Origin of the sequence: Microbacterium shimangi, from assembly GCF_043556445.1 — a bacterium.
Classification (GTDB): Bacteria; Actinomycetota; Actinomycetes; order Actinomycetales; family Microbacteriaceae; genus Microbacterium.
The window spans coordinates 213,733-230,320 of the sequence record NZ_JBIGII010000003.1; the positions used below are offsets into that span (position 1 = coordinate 213,733).

Below are 16,588 nucleotides of genomic sequence, written 5' to 3' on the forward strand. Positions count from 1 at the left end.
CGAGTGTAGGGCGCGCCATCAACGGGCAGACGGCAGTGCCTCGTCGTCGAACGATCCGCGGAACTCTGCGGTGCGGGCGAGCCACCGGGCGATGGTGGCATCGTCGAACGGTGCTTCGCGGCGACCCACGCGGGCTTCGAGGTCGAGGGTGACCGATTCGAGCCGCTCCACGATGTCGAGGGGGTACCCGTACTGCACGCGGTGTTCGTCCCACTCGTCGCGGTCATCGATCCAGACACCGCGGTCGCTCTGCTCGACGACGTCGAGGTCCATGTCGATGCCGGTCGGCTCCCCACCGTCTTTCCCCTCATCCCACCGTGCGTCCCACGCGAGGTCGATGTAGACCCGCGTGCGGTGAGGAGCCTCGTTGGCCGTGAACACCCACTCGCCGCCCGGCGGCAGGAGCGTCACGTTCGCGGCGCTCGCGATCACCTCTCGACCAGGCCGGTGGCTCTCCCAGCCGGCGAACTGGCCGAACCAGTCGCCGTGCTCGTCTGAGCCGAGATAGATGCAGTCGTGCTCCCAGTGCGGCGAGGCGTCCCACTTGCGCCAGCGGAACACGAGACGGGTGCCGGGTGCCGGTCGAGTCGCCATGATCGCAGTCTATGACGGGGCGTCGATGCCCCCGCCACACCCCCCGCGCCGCGGACCCGACGTCTCGACGACGATCGTTCGGCGGTCGCGCGAAGGCCCCCGGTCGTAGGCTGGATGCTGTGAGCACGGCCGCGTTCCCCTCCCCTCGCCTGCGCGTGGTGACGCGGGAGATCGAGACCGTCGAAGACGTCCTGGCGTTCACCCCGTCGTACGCCCCGGCGTTCTGGAGCCGCCGCGAAGCCTCGCTCGCCGCGTTCGGGTCGACCTTCGACCTGCAGGCGCCCACCGGCGTCGGTGCCCCCGCCCGATTCGTCGCAGATCGGTGGCGCGAGATCGCGGCCTCGGCCGAGATCGACGACCCCGTCGGCCTCCCCGGCACCGGACTGATCGCCCTCGGGTCGTTCACCTTCGATCCGCAGTCATCGCGGCCGAGTACCCTCACCGTGCCCTGGATCGTCGTCGGGCGCCGCGGGGACCGCTCGTGGGTGACCCGCATCAGCCTCGCCGACTCGGTCGTCGACGACGAGCCGCCCATCCTGCCGGCGCGCGTTCCCTACGGTCCGCACTGGTCGGCCACCCTCGGCCCCGGCGCGATGGGGCCCGACGCCTACCAGGCCGCGGTCCGCGAAGCGCTCGGCGCGATCGAACGACACGAGGTCGACAAGGTCGTGCTCGCGCGCGATCTCGTCGGCACGGCCCCGGTCGGCGCTGATCTGCGGCGGCTGGTGCGCTCGCTCGCCTCGGGCTACCCCGACTGCTGGATCTTCGCCGTCGACGGCCTCATCGGCGCCAGCCCCGAAACGCTCGTGACCGTGTCGGGGGGAACCGTGACCGCTCGCGTACTCGCGGGAACGACCGCGCGCGGAGCCGACGTCGACTCCGACGCCGCAGCATCCGTCGCCCTCGCCACGAGTCCGAAAGACCAGGACGAGCACCGATTCGCCGTGCAGAGCGTGCTCGCCTCGCTCCGCCCGCACACCAGCGCGCTGGCGGCCGCCGAGCAGCCGTTCACGCTGAAGCTTCCGAATGTCTGGCACCTCGCGACCGACGTGGAGGGTGTCCTGTCGGATGCCGCCTCGTCACTCGACCTGCTCGAGGCCCTGCATCCCACGGCCGCGGTCGCCGGAACCCCCACTCGCACCGCGGTCGAGATCATCCGGCGGCTCGAGCCGTTCGACCGTGGCCGCTACGCCGGCGCGGTCGGCTGGGTGAACGCGGCGGGCGACGGAGAGTGGGCGATCGCGTTGCGCTGCGCGCAGTTCGACACCGCCGCTTCGCTGCCGGGCGGCGACGCGATCCCGCTCACGGCCTACGCCGGTGCGGGCATCGTGGCGGGCAGCGATCCGGAATCGGAGTTGCTCGAAACCCGGGTGAAGTTCCGGCCGATCGTCGAAGCCCTCGCCTGAGTTCACGAAGCCGCGAGACGCTGCTTCTCTCGAGCCACGTCGTAATCGGCGACCGGCCACTGGGGGTCGATGTCGGCGAGAGCCGACAGCAACAGCCGTTGCACCGCGAGCCGCGCGAACCACTTGCGGTCGGCGGGCACGACGAACCAGGGTGCCGTCTCGGTGGAGGTGCGCTCGAGCATCACCTGGTACGCCGCCAGGTAGTCGTCCCAGAGCTCTCGTTCGTCGACATCGCCCGGGTTGTACTTCCAGTGCTTCTCCGGCCGCTCCAGCCGCTCGGTGAGTCGGGCCTTCTGCTCGTCCTTCGAGATGTGCAACATGACCTTGACGACGCGGATGCCGCGCCCCGCTGCATCCGCTTCGAAACGCTCGATCGCCCCGTAGCGCCGTTCGATCTCGTCAGGCTCGGCGAGGCTCCTGACCCGCCCGATCAGCACGTCCTCGTAGTGCGAGCGGTCGAACACGCCGATCTTGCCGGGCGACGGGAGCCGCTTGGCGATGCGCCAGAGGAAATCGTGCTGCAGCTCTTCGGGCGTCGGTTTTTTGAACGAGGCGAGCTCGACGCCCTGCGGGTCGACCGCTCCGACGACGTGCCGCACGATGCCGCCCTTCCCGGAGGTGTCCATGCCCTGCAGCACCAGCAGCACCGACCCCGTCGCCGTGCCTGCCACACTCTCTGCGAAGAGGCGCTCCTGCAGATCGTCGAGGCGGGGAACGCCGACTGCGAGATCGGCGGCGCCCGTCGACTTCGACCCCTCGTACCCGGGGGTGTCGCGGGGGTCGAGACCCGCCAGGCGGAATCCGGCCCCGACGCGCAGGGCGTCGCGGGCGGGCGTGGTCCATCCGTGTGCGCTCATCGGTCCATCCTCCGCCGATGCCGGGCGCCGCGCCATCCCGCACGCGGTGCGCTCGGCTGAACTTGGCGCTGCGTCCGAAAACCAGCGCGCCGCAGCGAGTCTCGGCCGCGCGACGGATTCTCAGCGAAGAGCGGGCCAGCGGGGCAGCGGAATCTCGATCAGCTGGCGCGCGGCCGCGGGTGCGGTCAGCAGCTGATCGAGGGCCGAGCGGGTGGTGACACGGTGGTACTCCCAGCCGTAGGCGAGGGCGAGCTGCTCGAACCGCACCGACTGGGGGGTGTAGAGCACGCGGTCCATCGTCGACGTCTCGGCCACGGCCGCCACTTCGAGGCCGTCGAAGATCGTGCCGCCGCCGTCGTTGCCGACGATGATCTGCAACCGGGGCTCGGTCTCGCCGGGGGGCGACAGGAGTGCGCCCACGTCGTGGAGGAAGGCGAGATCGCCGAGCAGCACACGCGTGACGCCAGGGCGCCCGTCGATCTGGCTGGCGAGCGCCACCCCGGTCGCGGTGGCGATGGTGCCATCGATGCCGGCAAGACCGCGATTGGAGTGCACCGGCACCTTCTTGCCACCGAGCACGGTGTCAGCCACCCGCACCAGCCGCGATGAGCCGAAGACGAGCCGATCGTGCGGCCAGGTCGCCCGCCATACCGCGTCGACGAGAGCGGTTCGGTCCAGCGGAGCACGCAGCGCCGCGACCTCGGTGGCGAGCGCATCGAGGCGCTCGCGCGGCACGGCCGACGCGAGGCCGTCGGCATCGGGAGCGAGAGGTGAGAGATCGACCGCTGCGTCGCGCGACGCCCTCATCCAGCCGCCGAGCCATTCGCGATCCGGCTCACCGGCGGCGACCGTGACGGCGTCGACGGTGGTCGTGGTGCCGTTGAGGTTCAGGGGTTCGCCCGGTCCGCGAAGGGCGACCACCTCGACATCGACACGGGAGAGCAGCTGCGTGACTTCGCGGCTGAGCGTCGGATGACCGAACACCACCACCCGCTCGATCGCGCCGCCGAGTGCGGGATCGCGCAGCAGGGCTCGGTACCCGTGCACCAGGTGACGCCCGAACCGTGCGCCGCTGACGATCTCGGCGACGAGCGGCCAGCCGCCGAGATGCGCGAGGTCTTCGGCCGCGGGGCCGGCGTCGGCTCCCGCCACGACGACCGTGCGGAGTCCGCGGGCGAGCCGCACCGTGGCGTCGACGGCGGGCGCGGCATCCGCATCGCCGATGCCCCCGCCGCCCTGATAGAGCGCACCCGACGTGTCGGGAACATCGCTGACGTCGTCGGGCGTCACCGGGGCGGCGGGCGCGGCGAGCCACGCGGGCACCGGTCCGCCCAGCGGCTCGCGATACGGCAGGTTGAGGTGTACGGGGCCGGCGGGCCGACCGTCACCGCGCGCAGCGGCGAGCGCCTCGGCGGCGAGGTCGCGCAGCATCCGCGTCTGAGCTCCTTCGCCGATGTCGTCTGTCTCTTCGGGAACGGGAGCGTCAAGCTCGAGCCGCACCGCCTGGGCGAACATGCCGGGCTGACGAGTGGTCTGATTCGCCCCCACGCCCCGCAGCTCCGGCGGTCGGTCGGCGGTCAACAGCAGCAGCGGGACACCGGAGTGGTGCGCTTCGAGCGCGGCGGGCAGAAGGTTCGCCACCGCCGTGCCGGAGGTGCAGATGACCGCGGCCGGGCTTCGCGTCTCGCGACCGATGCCGAGCGCGGTGAAGCCGGCGACGCGTTCGTCGATCCGCACGTGCAGCCGCACCAAGCCCGCTCGCTCCAGCTCGGCGGCCACGAGGGCGAGCGCCTGAGACCTCGAGCCCGGGCTGAGCACGATGTGCTCGACACCCCCCGCGACGAGTGCGCCGAGCAGGGCGGCGGCCGCGTCGGTCGCCGGTGAGGCCGCAGCGCCCGTCGCGCCTCGCGGGGCGCCCGACGCCATCGCGTCAGCCGACATCGTCATGTCAACCGACGGCGCCGCGCTGACCGCGGGCGTCGCCGTCGTCGTCAGTAGGTTTCTCTGCGGGAGGGATGCTGCCCGGATCGACGGGCGGCACCGGCGGGTCGGCCGACTCCGAGTCGAGCAGGGCGAGCTCTTCTTCGAGCCGGCGGATGCGCTCGTCTTGATCGCTGATCGAGCCGATGGTGCCGAGGAAATCGGGATCGTCGTCGGGGGCGCGTCGCAAGAGAGTCGTCGACACGCGGCCGCGGCCGATCGCGAACCACAGGATGCCGCCGAGAACGGGGAGGAGGATCGTGATCGCGATCCAGACGCCCTTGCTCACACCGCGGTGGCGGGTCGGGGGCTGCAGAGCGCAATCGACGATCGTGTACACCCAGAAAGCGGCAGCCACGAGCGCCAGAATGAGCAGCACTCTCGTCATCCCTCTATCCTAGGCGCGTCGTCTGGCAGTCGGCCTTGCGCCGGTGCCGATCTAGAATGGCCCGATGCGCGTCCGCTCCGCCCTCCTCTTCACCGTGCTGCGGCTTCTCGCCTTCCTGGTGCCGTTCGGTGTGCTGATGCTGTTCCCGGTCTTCCAAGAAGGGCTCTACTGGCTCGCGGCGATCTTCGCCGCGCTGATCGGGCTCAGCCTGTCGGTGCTGTTCCTGCGTCGCCCCCGCGAGACCATCGCCGGCGGCCTCGCCGAGCGTCGCGCGGAGCGCACCGACGCCGCCCGCGAGTCGCAGCGCGACGCCGACACCGAAGACGCCGCAGACGACGCCCGTCGCGACGCCGACGGGTGACCCCGGGCGCTCTCAGCCCACGAAGGCCCAGAAGAGGAACGCCCCGTACGCCACCGAGGTGAGCGAGACGAGCGCCAGGGCCGTGACGAGTTCGCGGGGTGCGCGGTAGGTCCACACGATGAGGATCGCGGGGAGGGCTGCGAGCAGAGCCATGAAGGTGAGCCACGCCCCCGGGTAGACCAGCGCCAGGTAGGCCGCGATCGCGAACGCCGCCAGCACGAGCACGGTGAAGAGCACCTGCGTGGCGCGCTTGCCGATGCGGACGCTGAGGGTCTTCTTGCCCGCGACCCGGTCTTGGTCGATGTCGCGCAGGTTGTTGGCGAGCAGCACTGCGACCGCGAGGAAGCCAGCGCCGACCGCACCGAACCAGGCCTCCTGCGGGATCGACTGCACCTGAACCCAGGTGGTGCCGACGGTCGCGACGAGACCGAAGAAGACGAAGACGAACAGCTCTCCGAGTCCCGCATAGCCGTAGGGACGCTTGCCGCCGGTGTAGAACCAGGCGGCGGCGATGCAGGCCGCGCCGACCAGCAGCAGCCACCACTGCTGGCTGCGGACGACGAGCGCGATGCCGGCGACGGCGGCGAGGGCGAAGAAGACGAGCGCGACGATCAGCACCGTGCGGGGCTTCGCCTTGCGTGAGGCCGTCAGCCGGGCGGGTCCGACCCGGTGGTCATCGGTGCCGCGGATGCCGTCGCTGTAGTCGTTGGCGTAGTTCACGCCGATCTGCAGGAACACCGCCACCGCGAGGCACGTGAGAGCGATGACCCAGTGGAAGAGCCCGTCGACGAGCCGCGCGGCACCGGTGCCGATGAGCACCGGGGTGATCGCGAGCGGCAGGGTGCGCAGCCGCGCGGCGCCGATCCAGTCGCGGGCGGTCGCCCGGGCAGGCGGCGGCGGGGCCGTCGGCTTCTTCGCCGGGTTGCCGCGCGGATGCTTGCGGTTCGCGGGGGTTCGGTGCTTCGAGGATTTCGCCACGAGTAGAGATCCTACGGCGGCGGGGGGCGCGCTCAGTGCGGGGCCGCGGCGATGCCGCGCGCGGCGGCGCGGTCGGGTTTGCCCGAAGCGAGCTGCGGCAGCTCGTCGACGAGCACGATCCGCGACGGGCGCGCGTGCCGCCCGACCTCGGCCTCGACGGCATCACGGGCACGATCGAGCAGGCCGACATCGGTGGCCCCCCGGGTTGCGACGATGACGGATGCTTCGCCCCACCGGTCGTCGGGCACCGCCACCACGACGGCCGTCTCCAGACCCGGGATGCTGCGCACGGCCCGCTCGACACGATCGAGCGAGACGTTCACGCCGCCCGAGACGAGCACGTTGTCGATGCGCCCGTGGATGCGCAGTGCGCCGCCGTCGAGATCACCCGCGTCGCCCGTGCGGTACCACCGGGCTCCGTCGGAGTCACGGACGAACGCCGCATCCGTTCGTTCCCTGTCACCGACATACCCGTCGGCCAGGGTCGGGCCCGAGATGAGCACCTCGCCCCCTGCGATCCGCAGGCTCACGCCATCGAGCGCGACGCCGTCGTAGACGCACCCCCCGCTTGTCTCGGTCGAGCCGTAGGTGCGCACCAGCCGCACGCCCGCGGCCACGGCGCGCTCGCGCACCGTGGCCGGGAGCGCTTGACCGCCGACGAGGACGGCCTCGAACGACCGCACCGCGCGCAAGACGTCGTCGTCGTGCTCAGCCGCATCGAGAAGGCGCTGCAGCTGCGCCGGGACCAGCGAGGTGTACGCGGGCACCGGCACTCCCCCGACGCTCGACGCCATCGACCCGGCGGCGGCGGCGAAGGCCTCGGGCGAGAATCGCCCGGAGAGGATCGCGGGCTCGCGCCCCGACACGAGCGAGCGGACGAGCACCTGCACGCCGGCGACGTACCCGGCCGGAAGAGCGAGCAACCACGCGCCGTCGCCGATGCGCGCCGCGGTGGCCAGGGCACTGGACGTGAGGGCGCTGCGGCTCAGCGCGACCGACTTCGGCACGCCCGTCGAGCCCGAGGTCGTCACGACGATCGCCGTTCCCGCGGGCACCTCGCGCGGAAGATCGACGGAGCGGTCGGCCGACCCCAGCGCGATCGCCGGCCCGGCGCCGAGCACCGCACCGCGGAGCGCCCGCAGCACGTCCCGTGGATCGTCGTCGCCGATCGGCTCGAGCCTCATGGGATCAATAGTGGTAGGGGTAGTCCGACCAGTCGGGGTCGCGCTTCTCGAGGAAGGCGTCGCGACCCTCGACCGCTTCGTCGGTGCCGTAGGCGAGGCGCGTGGCCTCGCCCGCGAAGACCTGCTGACCGACGAGTCCGTCATCGACCGCGTTGAAGGCGAACTTGAGCATGCGGATCGCCGTGGGCGACTTCGTCAGGATCGTCCGGGCCATGGCGATCGCCTCGGGCTCGAGCTCGGCGTGCGGCACGACCCGGTTGACCGCGCCCATCTCGTACGCCCGCTCGGCCGAGTACTCCTCCGCGAGGAAGAACACCTCGCGCGCCATCTTCTGCCCGATCTGGCGGGCGAAGTACGCCGAGCCGTAACCGGCGTCGAACGATCCAACATCAGCATCCGTCTGCTTGAAACGCCCGTGCTCACGGCTGGCGATCGACAGATCGCAGACGACGTTGAGCGAGTGCCCACCGCCGGCAGCCCACCCGGGCACGACGGCGATGACGACCTTCGGCATGAACCGGATGAGCCGCTGCACCTCGAGGATGTGCAGCCGTCCGGCGCGGGCGGGATCGGGCGCGACCGCATCGTCGCCCGCGTAGGTGTAGCCGTCTCGCCCGCGGATGCGCTGGTCGCCGCCCGAGCAGAACGCCCACCCGCCGTCTTTCGGGCTCGGGCCGTTGCCCGTGAGCAGCACGACCCCGATGCGGGGGTCTTGCCGTGCGACATCGAGTGCGTGGTGCAGCTCGTCGACGGTATGCGGGCGGAACGCGTTGCGCACCTCCGGCCGGTCGAACGCGATGCGCGCGATGCGGCCGTCGAGGCTCACGTGCGCCGTGATGTCGGTGTAGCGGGCGTCGGCCGGGGTGGGCTCCCAGACCGCGGGGTCGAACAGCTCCGAAATCATGCCGCCAAGCCTAGTGACGGCTCACGCAAGGGCCGACCAGCAGAGCTCCGCGAACGCCCCGGCCTCGATGCTCAGCGGGGCGGTCGTACCGGCGAGTGCTTCGTTCACGTGAGCGGGCGGGGTGAACCGGTAGTGAAAAGAGATCTCGCCGCGTCCGTGGGGAACGATGCGAGCGACCTCGTACGTCACGTGCAGACCATCGGGACGCAGCGCCACCGCGCCCTGGGAATCGTCGGGGACGCTTCCCCACGGCAGCCACACCAGCAGCATCCGGGGTCCGAGCGACGCGCTCACGATCTCCGGGGTCAGGAGCACCGAGCCCGCCAGCAACACCCGCTTGCCGCGGGCGACCTGCCCCGGGATCAGAAAGTCGCGCACCCGAGCGACGATCGGCACGTGCTGCTGCTCGAAGACGGCTCGACCTGCCGAGGCGTACTCGAGCTGACGAGCGGTATGGCGTCCTCGGCCGAACGCCCGCAGCAGTCGCCCCATGGTCTCGAGTCAGACGGCGTTCTTGCCGTCGCGCCACCGCAGCCACCGCGTGACCACGTCGTAGTCGGGAGTGCCGGGGGCCCAACCGAGCGTGTACAGCCGGGTACCGGCGTCGAACAGCGCGTCGGCGTCGGTCTGGCTGCGGCCCTTCAGCTCGTTCGACACGATGAGGTTCGACACGTCGGTGCCCTCGGTCTCGGCCCACTTCTCGATGACCGAGATCTTGTGGGCGAGCCCATCGGCGGGGATGAAGCTGTGCCAGATGTCGGCGTGCCGGGCCACGAAACGCAGGGTCTTCTGTTCGCCCGCACCGCCGATCATGATCGGGATGGAGCGCGTGGGCGGCGGGTTCAGCTTTCCCCAGCGCTCGACGATCCGGTCGAGTCCGGCACCGAGGTCGTTCAACCGCGAACCCGGGGTGCCGAACTCGTAGCCGTACTCGTCGTAGTCGCGCTCGAACCAGCCGGAGCCGGTGCCGAAGATGAAGCGGCCGGTGTCGCCGCCGCGGGCGCTGATGTGATCGATGGTGCGGGCCATGTCGGCCTGCAGATCGGCGTTGCGGTAGCTGTTGCAGTTGACCAGGGCACCGAACTCGACGCGCTCGGTCTGCTCGGCCCACGCCGCGAGTATCGTCCACGACTCGTAGTGGAGGCCGTCGGGGTCGCCGTGGAGGGGAAAGAAATGATCCCAGTTGAAGAGGATGTCGACGCCGAGATCTTCCAGACGTGCCGCAGCCTCGCGGATCTGGGCGTAGGTGGCGTGCTGCGGTTCGATCTGCACGCCGATGCGCACGGGGGTGTCGAGAAGCATGCGGCCAGCCTATTCCCGGGTCATGATGAGGGGATGAGCACACCGCCGTCTCTCGACGACCTCCTCGCGACCGCACGGGTCGTCACCCTCCCTCTCGCCACCCGCTTCCGCGGTATCGACGTGCGCGAGGCGGTGCTGTTCGAGGGTCCTGCCGGGTGGACCGAGTTCTCGCCCTTCACCGAATACGGCGACACCGAAGCATCCGTCTGGCTGGAGGCCGCCCTCGACTTCGGGTGGACGGATGCTGCGCGCCCGCATCGCGACCAGGTGCGGGTGAACGCGACGGTACCCGCGGTGTCCGCCGACGCCGTTGCGGCGATCCTCGCGCGATTCGATGGCTGCCGGACCGCGAAGATCAAGGTCGCCGAACCCGGACAGACGCTCGACGACGACGTCGCCCGCGTGGCCGCGGTGCGTTCCGCTCTCGGCCCCGAGGGTCGCATCCGGGTCGACGCGAACGGCGCGTGGAACGTCGACGAGGCCGAGCACGCGATCCACGCGCTCGCCGGATTCGACCTGGAGTACGTCGAGCAGCCGTGCGCGAGCATCGACGAACTCGCCGAACTGCGCGCGCGCGTCGCGTACATGGACATCCCCATCGCCGCCGACGAGAGCGTCCGCAAGGCCGATGATCCGCTCCGCGTCGCCCGGGCCGGGGCGGCCGACATCCTCATCGTGAAGGCGCAGCCGCTCGGAGGCGTTCGCCGCGCGCTCGCCATCGTCGCCGAGGCGGGGCTCCCGGCCGTGGTCTCGAGCGCTCTCGACACCTCGGTCGGCCTCGCGATGGGCGTCGCCCTCGCCGCTGCCCTTCCGACGCTCGACTACGACTGCGGACTCGGAACGTCTGCGCTGTTCGCCGCCGACGTCTGCGAACCGGCTCTCGTTCCCCGGGCCGGCATGCTGCCGGCCGGCCGGGTCTCACCGTCCGTCGAGCGACTCGACGCGCTGGCCGCACCGACGGAGCGTCGCGACTGGTGGCTCGATCGCCTCGCGCGATGCCACGCGCTCGTCAGCGCTGGTGGTCGATGACCAATTCGGCCACCACGGCGAGCGCCTCGCTGATGCGCCTCTTGATCTGAGTCCGGTCGCCGCCGTCCATCACGGCGTCTTCGGCGGCTGCCGCCCACGCCGTGATGAAGAGCTCACCCGCCTGCGACGGGGACAGACGCAGGGTGATCCTCTTCGCGCGGGCGAGATCGACGATGATCTGCGCCACTTCGGCGCGCATCTCGGCTTCTTGCGCACGGTAGGCCGCCGCCACCGACGGGTCGCGGAGGGCGCGGATGCGGATCTCACCCATGAGGAGCACCGCCACACGGTCGGCCCCGGATGCTTCGAGCACCTGCTGCACGACGGTCAGGGCGTCACCGGGTGGCCCGTCGAGTCCCCCGGTCTCGAGTTCGGCGACCTCCGCGCGCACCGCCGCGATCTGCTGCGCCGCCGTCCGAGCGCACAGGTCGAGGAAGAGCTGCTCTTTGCTCTCGAAGTTCGAATAGAAGGCGCCTCGCGTGTACCCGGCGGCCTCGCAGACCGCTTCGACCGATGCCGCATCGAGCCCGACCTCGGCGAAGATCTGCGCTGCGGCGTCGAGGAGCCGTTGACGGGTGTTCTCACGGCGACGCGTCGACGTTATCGAGGTATCGACCATCGGTGCTCCTTCGGGTTCACACGAATCGTTCAGCCTGCTCGGCCCGATCCGGAACTACGATACATCTGTGTATTGGATACAGTGACGTATCGAACTTCTTTGATCGAATCGGAGCATCGTGTCCACACTGCTGTACTCGCTCGGACGCTGGTCGTACCGTCACGGCCTCCGAGTGCTGCTGGCCTGGTTCATCGTGCTGCTCGCCGCGGGCGGCGGAGCGGTGGTGTTCGGCCAGGGCACCGACAACTCGTTCTCCATCCCCGGAACCGAGTCGCAGGAGGGTCTCGCGCAGCTCTCGCGCACCTTTCCGCAGGTGAGCGGCACCAGCGCGCAGATCGTCGTCGCCGCAGCCTCCGGCGACCGCGTCGACGAGGCGCCGTACACCGACGAGATCGCCGCCACCGTCACCGACCTGGGTGAGGTCGACGGGGTGCTCGCCGTCACCGACCCGTTCGACGAGGCCGTGTCGGGCCTCGTCAGCGACGACGGCACCGCAGCGATCATCCGGTTGCAGTTCGACGGGCAGGCCACCGACGTCTCCGCCGACACGAGAACTCAGCTCACCGAGGTGTCCGACGCGCTCGGCGAAGCCCTCCCTGCGGGCTCCGAGGCCGCCCTCGGCGGCGAACTCTTCGGCACATCCATCCCCGGAGTGACGATCACCGAAGCGGTCGGCCTCATCATCGCCCTGCTCGTGCTCATCGTCACGTTCCGCTCGTTCGTCGTCGCGGGCCTGCCGCTCCTCACGGCGATCATCGGTGTCGGGCTCTCGATGGCGCTCATCTTCGTCGCCACCGCCTTCGCGTCGATCTCGGCGACCACGCCGCTGCTCGCCCTCATGCTGGGTCTCGCCGTCGGCATCGACTACGCGCTCTTCATCGCCGCGCGACATCAGGATCAGGTGCGCGAGGGCGTCGACCCCGAAGAGTCGGCGGCGCGCGCGACCGGCACGGCCGGCTCGGCGGTGGTGTTCGCGGGAGTGACGGTGCTCATCGCCCTCATCGGGCTGTCGTTCGCCGGCATCCCGTTCCTCACGACCATGGGCGTCGCCGCCTCCGTCGCGGTGGCCATCGCCGTGCTCGTCGCGGTCACCCTCACCCCCGCGATGCTCGGCTTCGTCAAGGGCCGCATCGTCGGTCGTCCGCGTCGGCGTGCACGCGACTCCGCACAGGAGTCGGCGCCGAAGAAGACCAACGCCTGGGTGCGGGTGGTGTCGAAGCATCCGATCGTCTCGGCCGTCTCGGTCGTCGCCGTGCTCGGTGTCCTCGCGATCCCCGCATCGAGCCTGGCGCTCGCCCTGCCGAACGCCGGCATGCTGCCGGAGTCGAACCCCGCGCGACAGAGCTACGACCTGGCGGCCGAACGCTTCGGCCCGGGGGTGAACGGACCGCTCGTCATGACGGGCACGATCGTCACCTCGAACGATCCCGTGACCCTCATGGACGACCTCGCCGCCGAGATCGAGGGCCTCCCCGGCGTCGAGCGTGTCGCTCTGGCGACACCGAACGAGACGGCCGACACCGGCATCGTGCAGATCGTCCCCGAGACCGCCCCCGATGACCCGGCCACCGCCGACCTCGTGCGCGAGCTGAGGGCCCAGCACGACCGGTTGCTCGACGAGTACGGCATCGACCTCAAAGTCACCGGGTTCACCGCGGTCGGCATCGACATCTCCGACCGGCTCGGGGCGGCGCTGCTGCCCTTCGGCCTGTTCGTGGTGGGGCTGTCATTCCTTCTCCTGATGGTCGTGTTCCGCTCCATCGCGGTGCCCCTCACGGCCGCCCTCGGCTACCTGCTGTCGGTCGCCGCGGCGTTCGGGGTCGTCGCCGCCGTGTTCGAGTGGGGCTGGTTCGCCGACCTGCTGCACGTCACCCGCACCGGGCCCGTGATCAGCTTCATGCCGATCGTGCTGATGGGTGTGCTGTTCGGGCTCGCGATGGACTACCAGGTATTCCTCGTCACCCGCATGCGCGAGGACTACGTCCACGCCCGGGCACGGGGTGGCGCCGGCGCACCCCGCGCGATCGCCGTCGACGCAGTGCGCTCGGGCTTCTCGGCGACCGCGCGCGTCGTCACCGCCGCGGCGTTCATCATGTTCGCGGTCTTCGCCGCCTTCGTGCCGGAGGGCGACTCGTCGATCAAGCCGATCGCGCTGGGCCTCGCCGCCGGTATCGCCGTCGACGCGTTCCTCGTGCGCATGACCCTCATCCCCGCGCTGATGACCCTTCTCGGAGACAAGGCGTGGTGGATGCCGCGGTGGCTCGACCGCCTGTTGCCCTCGTTCGACGTCGAGGGCGAGGCCGTGGAGCGCGAACTGGCCCTGCGCGACTGGCCCTCCGCCGACTCGACCGCTGTCGTCTCGGCCGAAGACGTCGGCCTGACCGTCCGCGACACCGCGGTCTTCGACGCGCTCACCCTTTCGGTCGAACCCGGCGGGGCCGCGGTGCTGGCATCACCCGATCCGCGCGGTGCGCGGGCGGCGTTGTTCGCCCTGGCCGGGCGGGTGGCGACCACCTCCGGGCGGCTGCGCGTCGCAGGTCACCTGCTGCCCGGCCGCGCAGCCTGGGTGCGCGGGCATGTCGCCGTGGCGCTGCTCGACGAAGCCGACGATCCGCTCGACGAGCTGCAGCGCATCCTCGACGGCCCCCCGGGACTCATCGCCCTCCAGGGTCTCGACACGCTGGCCCACGGGGCTCTCCGCGACCAGGCCTCGGCCGCATTGCGTGATGCGTCGGGCGACACGACCCGCACGATCGTCGCCTCCGCCGCCGATCCCGACGCCGCACGACGGGTGCTCGATGACGCCGGATGGCGCGCGGTCGAGATCGTCCGCGTCGACACTCCTTCTTTCCGTTCCGCCGTACTTCCCGAGGTGACCGCATGACCAGGACGACTTCGATCCCCGGACGCGCGATCGAGCGCGCGAGCTCGCGCCGCCCCATCACGTGGCTCACGATCGTCGGGGCGCTCCTGCTCCCCGTCGTCATCGGCGGCATCCTCGTGACCGCGCTCTACAACCCCACCGAAAGGCTCGAGTCGGTCTCGGCCGCCATCGTCAACGACGATGAGCCCGTCACCCTCAACGGCCAGACGGTGCCCCTCGGACGCCAGCTCACCGCCGGTCTCGTCGAGGGCTCGGACGACGTCCCGAGCAACCTCGACTGGACCATCACGAACGACGAGGATGCTGCGGAAGGGCTCGCCGACGGCACCTACGCCGCCGTCGTGACCATCCCCTCGAACTTCTCGGCCGCCGCGACCTCGACGGCACCCGGCTCGACGCCCGAACAGGCGACGATCAGCGTGAGCACGCCCCCCGACAGCCTCATCGTCGACGATGCGATCTCGGCCCAGGTGACCCAGGCCGCCGCATCCCTCACGGGTTCCACGCTCTCGACCACCTACCTCGAGAACGTCTTCCTCGGTTTCACCACCCTCGGCGACCAGCTCGGCACCGCGGCGGACGGCGCAGACGACCTCGCGAGCGGCGCGCGGAGCGCCGCCGACGGCGCGACGGCGCTGGCCGACGGCGTCGGTCAGCTCAGCACAGGGGCCGACGCGCTCGTCGGCGGCGCCTCTCAGCTCTCGAGCGGAGCGGCGCAACTGTCGAGCGGCGCCACGCAGGCCGCGAACGGGGTCGACGCACTCGCCTCGGGTGCGGGAACGCTCGCCGACAGCGGGCGGCAGCTCTCCGACGGAGCACAGGCGATCGCCGGATCGGTGCCATCCGCAGAGGAAAGCCAGGGGCTCGCCGACGGAGCGAAGTCGATCGCCGACGGTACCCAGGCGGTGGCCGACAACCTGGACGCTTCGACGTCCGCGCTGCAGAGCCTGTCGGCGGGATGCATTGCCTCGGGCGCGGCCGTTCCGTACTGCGATCAGCTCGCCGCCGTCGTCGCGGGTCAGCAGCAGATCGCCGACGCGGCCTCCGACGAGGTCGCACCGGGCGCGGCCACCTTCTCCTCCCGGGTCGCTCCGCTCGCCGCGGGTCTGCCCCAGCTGGGCGCGGGCGTGCAGCAGCTGTCCGGCGGGCTCACGCAGCTCTCCGGCGGCCTCGACCAGTTCTCGACGGGCGCCACCACCGCAGCCGGCGGTGTGCGTCAGCTCTCGACCGGCGCCGGTTCGCTCTCGACGGGTGCGCAGCAGCTGTCGACCGGAGCCGCGCAGCTCGCCGGCGGAGCCGACACCGCGTCGACCGGGGCTTCCGACCTCGCCGGCGGCGTCGGTCAGGTCGCCGACGGCAGCGCGTCGCTCGCCGACGGTCTGACGCAGGCCGCTGATGCGCTCCCGTCGTACACCGACGCGCAAGCCTCCACGCTCGCCTCGGTCGTGGCCGACCCGGTCGCCGCCGAGGGAATCGGCACGAACCTGTTCGGCGCGACGGCGGTGCCCCTCCTGGCGACGGTCGCGCTGTGGTTCGGCGGACTCGGCACGTTCGTCGCGCTCCGCGCCGTCACCGCGCGGGCCGTCACCTCGCGCCGGCCGTCGGCGCTCCTCGCCGGCCGCGCGCTCCTTCCCGCCGCGATCATCGGAGCGGTGCAGGGACTCCTCGTCGCCGGCGTCGTGCAACTGGCCGCCTCGTACGACTGGGGGCAGTGGTCGCTGTTCGCCGTGACCTCGGTCGTCGCGGGCATCGCCTTCGCCGCCGTGCACCAGGCTCTCATCGCGGTCTTCGGAGGAGCGGGCCGCTGGATCGCCGCCCTCGTCGGCGTGCTCGCGGTCGCCACCGGCATCGTCTCGACCGTGCCGGAAGTGCTCAAGGCCGTCTCGGGGCTCCTCCCGACCGCGCCGGGCTACCACGGCACGGTCGCGGCCCTCACCTCGACCGGAGGCCTCGGCGCCGCCATCGTCGGTCTGGTGATCTGGTCGCTGCTCGCGTTCGTCGCGACGACGCTGGCGGTCGCCCGCCGGCGCTCGATCTCGACCCGGGCTCTCCTGGCCGCCGCGCCCGCCTGACCCGCAGCGCCGGATGCGCGCGGGAGCGCA

General features: G+C 71.2%; 15 protein-coding genes. 5 read left to right on the top strand and 10 right to left on the bottom strand.

Features of this window, described 5'->3' with window-relative positions; all coding sequences use genetic code 11:
- Positions 1–18: 18 nt before the first annotated feature.
- Positions 19–594, bottom strand: a complete 576-nt coding sequence (locus ACFXQA_RS02700; RefSeq protein WP_394518250.1) for a DUF402 domain-containing protein — start codon at positions 592–594, stop codon at positions 19–21.
- A 119-nt stretch (positions 595–713) separates the two neighbouring features.
- Between ACFXQA_RS02700 and ACFXQA_RS02705 the strand changes: the two genes are divergently transcribed.
- Entirely contained in the window at positions 714–2,000 is a 1,287-nt protein-coding gene (locus tag ACFXQA_RS02705) for an isochorismate synthase (RefSeq protein WP_394518251.1), read from the top strand.
- 2 nt (positions 2,001–2,002) lie between these two features.
- Here ACFXQA_RS02705 and ACFXQA_RS02710 read toward each other — a convergent pair whose 3' ends face one another.
- From ACFXQA_RS02710 to ACFXQA_RS02720, 3 genes are all read right to left on the bottom strand, one after another.
- Positions 2,003–2,857: a PPK2 family polyphosphate kinase gene (locus tag ACFXQA_RS02710; RefSeq protein ID WP_394518252.1), complete on the bottom strand. Its 855-nt coding sequence runs from the start codon at positions 2,855–2,857 to the stop codon at positions 2,003–2,005.
- A gap of 120 nt (positions 2,858–2,977) precedes the next feature.
- Positions 2,978–4,798, bottom strand: a complete 1,821-nt coding sequence (gene menD / locus ACFXQA_RS02715) for a 2-succinyl-5-enolpyruvyl-6-hydroxy-3-cyclohexene-1-carboxylic-acid synthase (protein WP_394519069.1) — start codon at positions 4,796–4,798, stop codon at positions 2,978–2,980.
- Between the two features lie 7 nt (positions 4,799–4,805).
- Complete coding sequence (locus ACFXQA_RS02720; RefSeq protein WP_394518253.1) at positions 4,806–5,225, bottom strand: PLD nuclease N-terminal domain-containing protein; 420 nt, start codon at positions 5,223–5,225, stop codon at positions 4,806–4,808.
- Positions 5,226–5,289: 64 nt separating this feature from the next.
- Between ACFXQA_RS02720 and ACFXQA_RS02725 the strand changes: the two genes are divergently transcribed.
- Positions 5,290–5,586 (top strand): DUF4229 domain-containing protein, encoded by a 297-nt coding sequence (locus ACFXQA_RS02725; protein ID WP_394518254.1) that lies wholly within the window; start codon positions 5,290–5,292, stop codon positions 5,584–5,586.
- Between the two features lie 12 nt (positions 5,587–5,598).
- Here ACFXQA_RS02725 and ACFXQA_RS02730 read toward each other — a convergent pair whose 3' ends face one another.
- Genes ACFXQA_RS02730 through ACFXQA_RS02750 form a run of 5 tightly spaced genes read right to left on the bottom strand, consistent with a single transcriptional unit; the run spans position 5,599 to position 9,954 of the window.
- Positions 5,599–6,564 (bottom strand): 1,4-dihydroxy-2-naphthoate polyprenyltransferase, encoded by a 966-nt coding sequence (locus tag ACFXQA_RS02730; RefSeq protein WP_394518255.1) that lies wholly within the window; start codon positions 6,562–6,564, stop codon positions 5,599–5,601.
- A gap of 32 nt (positions 6,565–6,596) precedes the next feature.
- Positions 6,597–7,748 (bottom strand): AMP-binding protein, encoded by a 1,152-nt coding sequence (locus tag ACFXQA_RS02735; protein ID WP_394518256.1) that lies wholly within the window; start codon positions 7,746–7,748, stop codon positions 6,597–6,599.
- 4 nt (positions 7,749–7,752) lie between these two features.
- Positions 7,753–8,652: a 1,4-dihydroxy-2-naphthoyl-CoA synthase gene (locus tag ACFXQA_RS02740; protein WP_394518257.1), complete on the bottom strand. Its 900-nt coding sequence runs from the start codon at positions 8,650–8,652 to the stop codon at positions 7,753–7,755.
- 21 nt (positions 8,653–8,673) lie between these two features.
- Entirely contained in the window at positions 8,674–9,144 is a 471-nt protein-coding gene (locus ACFXQA_RS02745) for a hypothetical protein (protein WP_394518258.1), read from the bottom strand.
- A gap of 9 nt (positions 9,145–9,153) precedes the next feature.
- Positions 9,154–9,954, bottom strand: a complete 801-nt coding sequence (locus tag ACFXQA_RS02750) for an LLM class F420-dependent oxidoreductase (protein WP_394518259.1) — start codon at positions 9,952–9,954, stop codon at positions 9,154–9,156.
- A gap of 33 nt (positions 9,955–9,987) precedes the next feature.
- Between ACFXQA_RS02750 and ACFXQA_RS02755 the strand changes: the two genes are divergently transcribed.
- Positions 9,988–10,983: an o-succinylbenzoate synthase gene (locus tag ACFXQA_RS02755; protein ID WP_394518260.1), complete on the top strand. Its 996-nt coding sequence runs from the start codon at positions 9,988–9,990 to the stop codon at positions 10,981–10,983.
- Here the strand turns inward: ACFXQA_RS02755 and ACFXQA_RS02760 are convergent.
- Positions 10,964–11,602: a TetR/AcrR family transcriptional regulator gene (locus ACFXQA_RS02760; protein ID WP_394518261.1), complete on the bottom strand. Its 639-nt coding sequence runs from the start codon at positions 11,600–11,602 to the stop codon at positions 10,964–10,966. The genes ACFXQA_RS02755 and ACFXQA_RS02760 overlap by 20 nt on opposite strands.
- Positions 11,603–11,720: 118 nt before the next feature.
- On the opposite strand from ACFXQA_RS02760, the gene ACFXQA_RS02765 reads away from it, so the two are divergent.
- Positions 11,721–14,486, top strand: coding sequence for an MMPL family transporter (locus ACFXQA_RS02765; protein ID WP_394518262.1), 2,766 nt, complete (start codon positions 11,721–11,723; stop codon positions 14,484–14,486).
- The gene (locus ACFXQA_RS02770; protein ID WP_394518263.1) at positions 14,483–16,558 is read left to right on the top strand and encodes a YhgE/Pip family protein; all 2,076 of its coding nucleotides are present in this window, start codon (positions 14,483–14,485) and stop codon (positions 16,556–16,558) included. The genes ACFXQA_RS02765 and ACFXQA_RS02770 overlap by 4 nt, the downstream gene beginning before the upstream one ends.
- Positions 16,559–16,588: the final 30 nt, after the last annotated feature.

Bases quoted from the DNA above. Each gene is read 5' to 3' on its own strand.
- ACFXQA_RS02700 (WP_394518250.1), bottom strand. From the start codon at position 594: ATGGCGACTCGACCGGCACCCGGCACCCGTCTCGTGTTCCGCTGGCGC.
- ACFXQA_RS02710 (WP_394518252.1), bottom strand. From the start codon at position 2,857: ATGAGCGCACACGGATGGACCACGCCCGCCCGCGACGCCCTGCGCGTC.
- menD (WP_394519069.1), bottom strand. From the start codon at position 4,798: ATGTCGGCTGACGCGATGGCGTCGGGCGCCCCGCGAGGCGCGACGGGC.
- ACFXQA_RS02720 (WP_394518253.1), bottom strand. From the start codon at position 5,225: ATGACGAGAGTGCTGCTCATTCTGGCGCTCGTGGCTGCCGCTTTCTGG.
- ACFXQA_RS02725 (WP_394518254.1), top strand. From the start codon at position 5,290: ATGCGCGTCCGCTCCGCCCTCCTCTTCACCGTGCTGCGGCTTCTCGCC.
- ACFXQA_RS02735 (WP_394518256.1), bottom strand. From the start codon at position 7,748: ATGAGGCTCGAGCCGATCGGCGACGACGATCCACGGGACGTGCTGCGG.
- ACFXQA_RS02740 (WP_394518257.1), bottom strand. From the start codon at position 8,652: ATGATTTCGGAGCTGTTCGACCCCGCGGTCTGGGAGCCCACCCCGGCC.
- ACFXQA_RS02745 (WP_394518258.1), bottom strand. From the start codon at position 9,144: ATGGGGCGACTGCTGCGGGCGTTCGGCCGAGGACGCCATACCGCTCGT.
- ACFXQA_RS02750 (WP_394518259.1), bottom strand. From the start codon at position 9,954: ATGCTTCTCGACACCCCCGTGCGCATCGGCGTGCAGATCGAACCGCAG.
- ACFXQA_RS02755 (WP_394518260.1), top strand. From the start codon at position 9,988: ATGAGCACACCGCCGTCTCTCGACGACCTCCTCGCGACCGCACGGGTC.
- ACFXQA_RS02760 (WP_394518261.1), bottom strand. From the start codon at position 11,602: ATGGTCGATACCTCGATAACGTCGACGCGTCGCCGTGAGAACACCCGT.
- ACFXQA_RS02770 (WP_394518263.1), top strand. From the start codon at position 14,483: ATGACCAGGACGACTTCGATCCCCGGACGCGCGATCGAGCGCGCGAGC.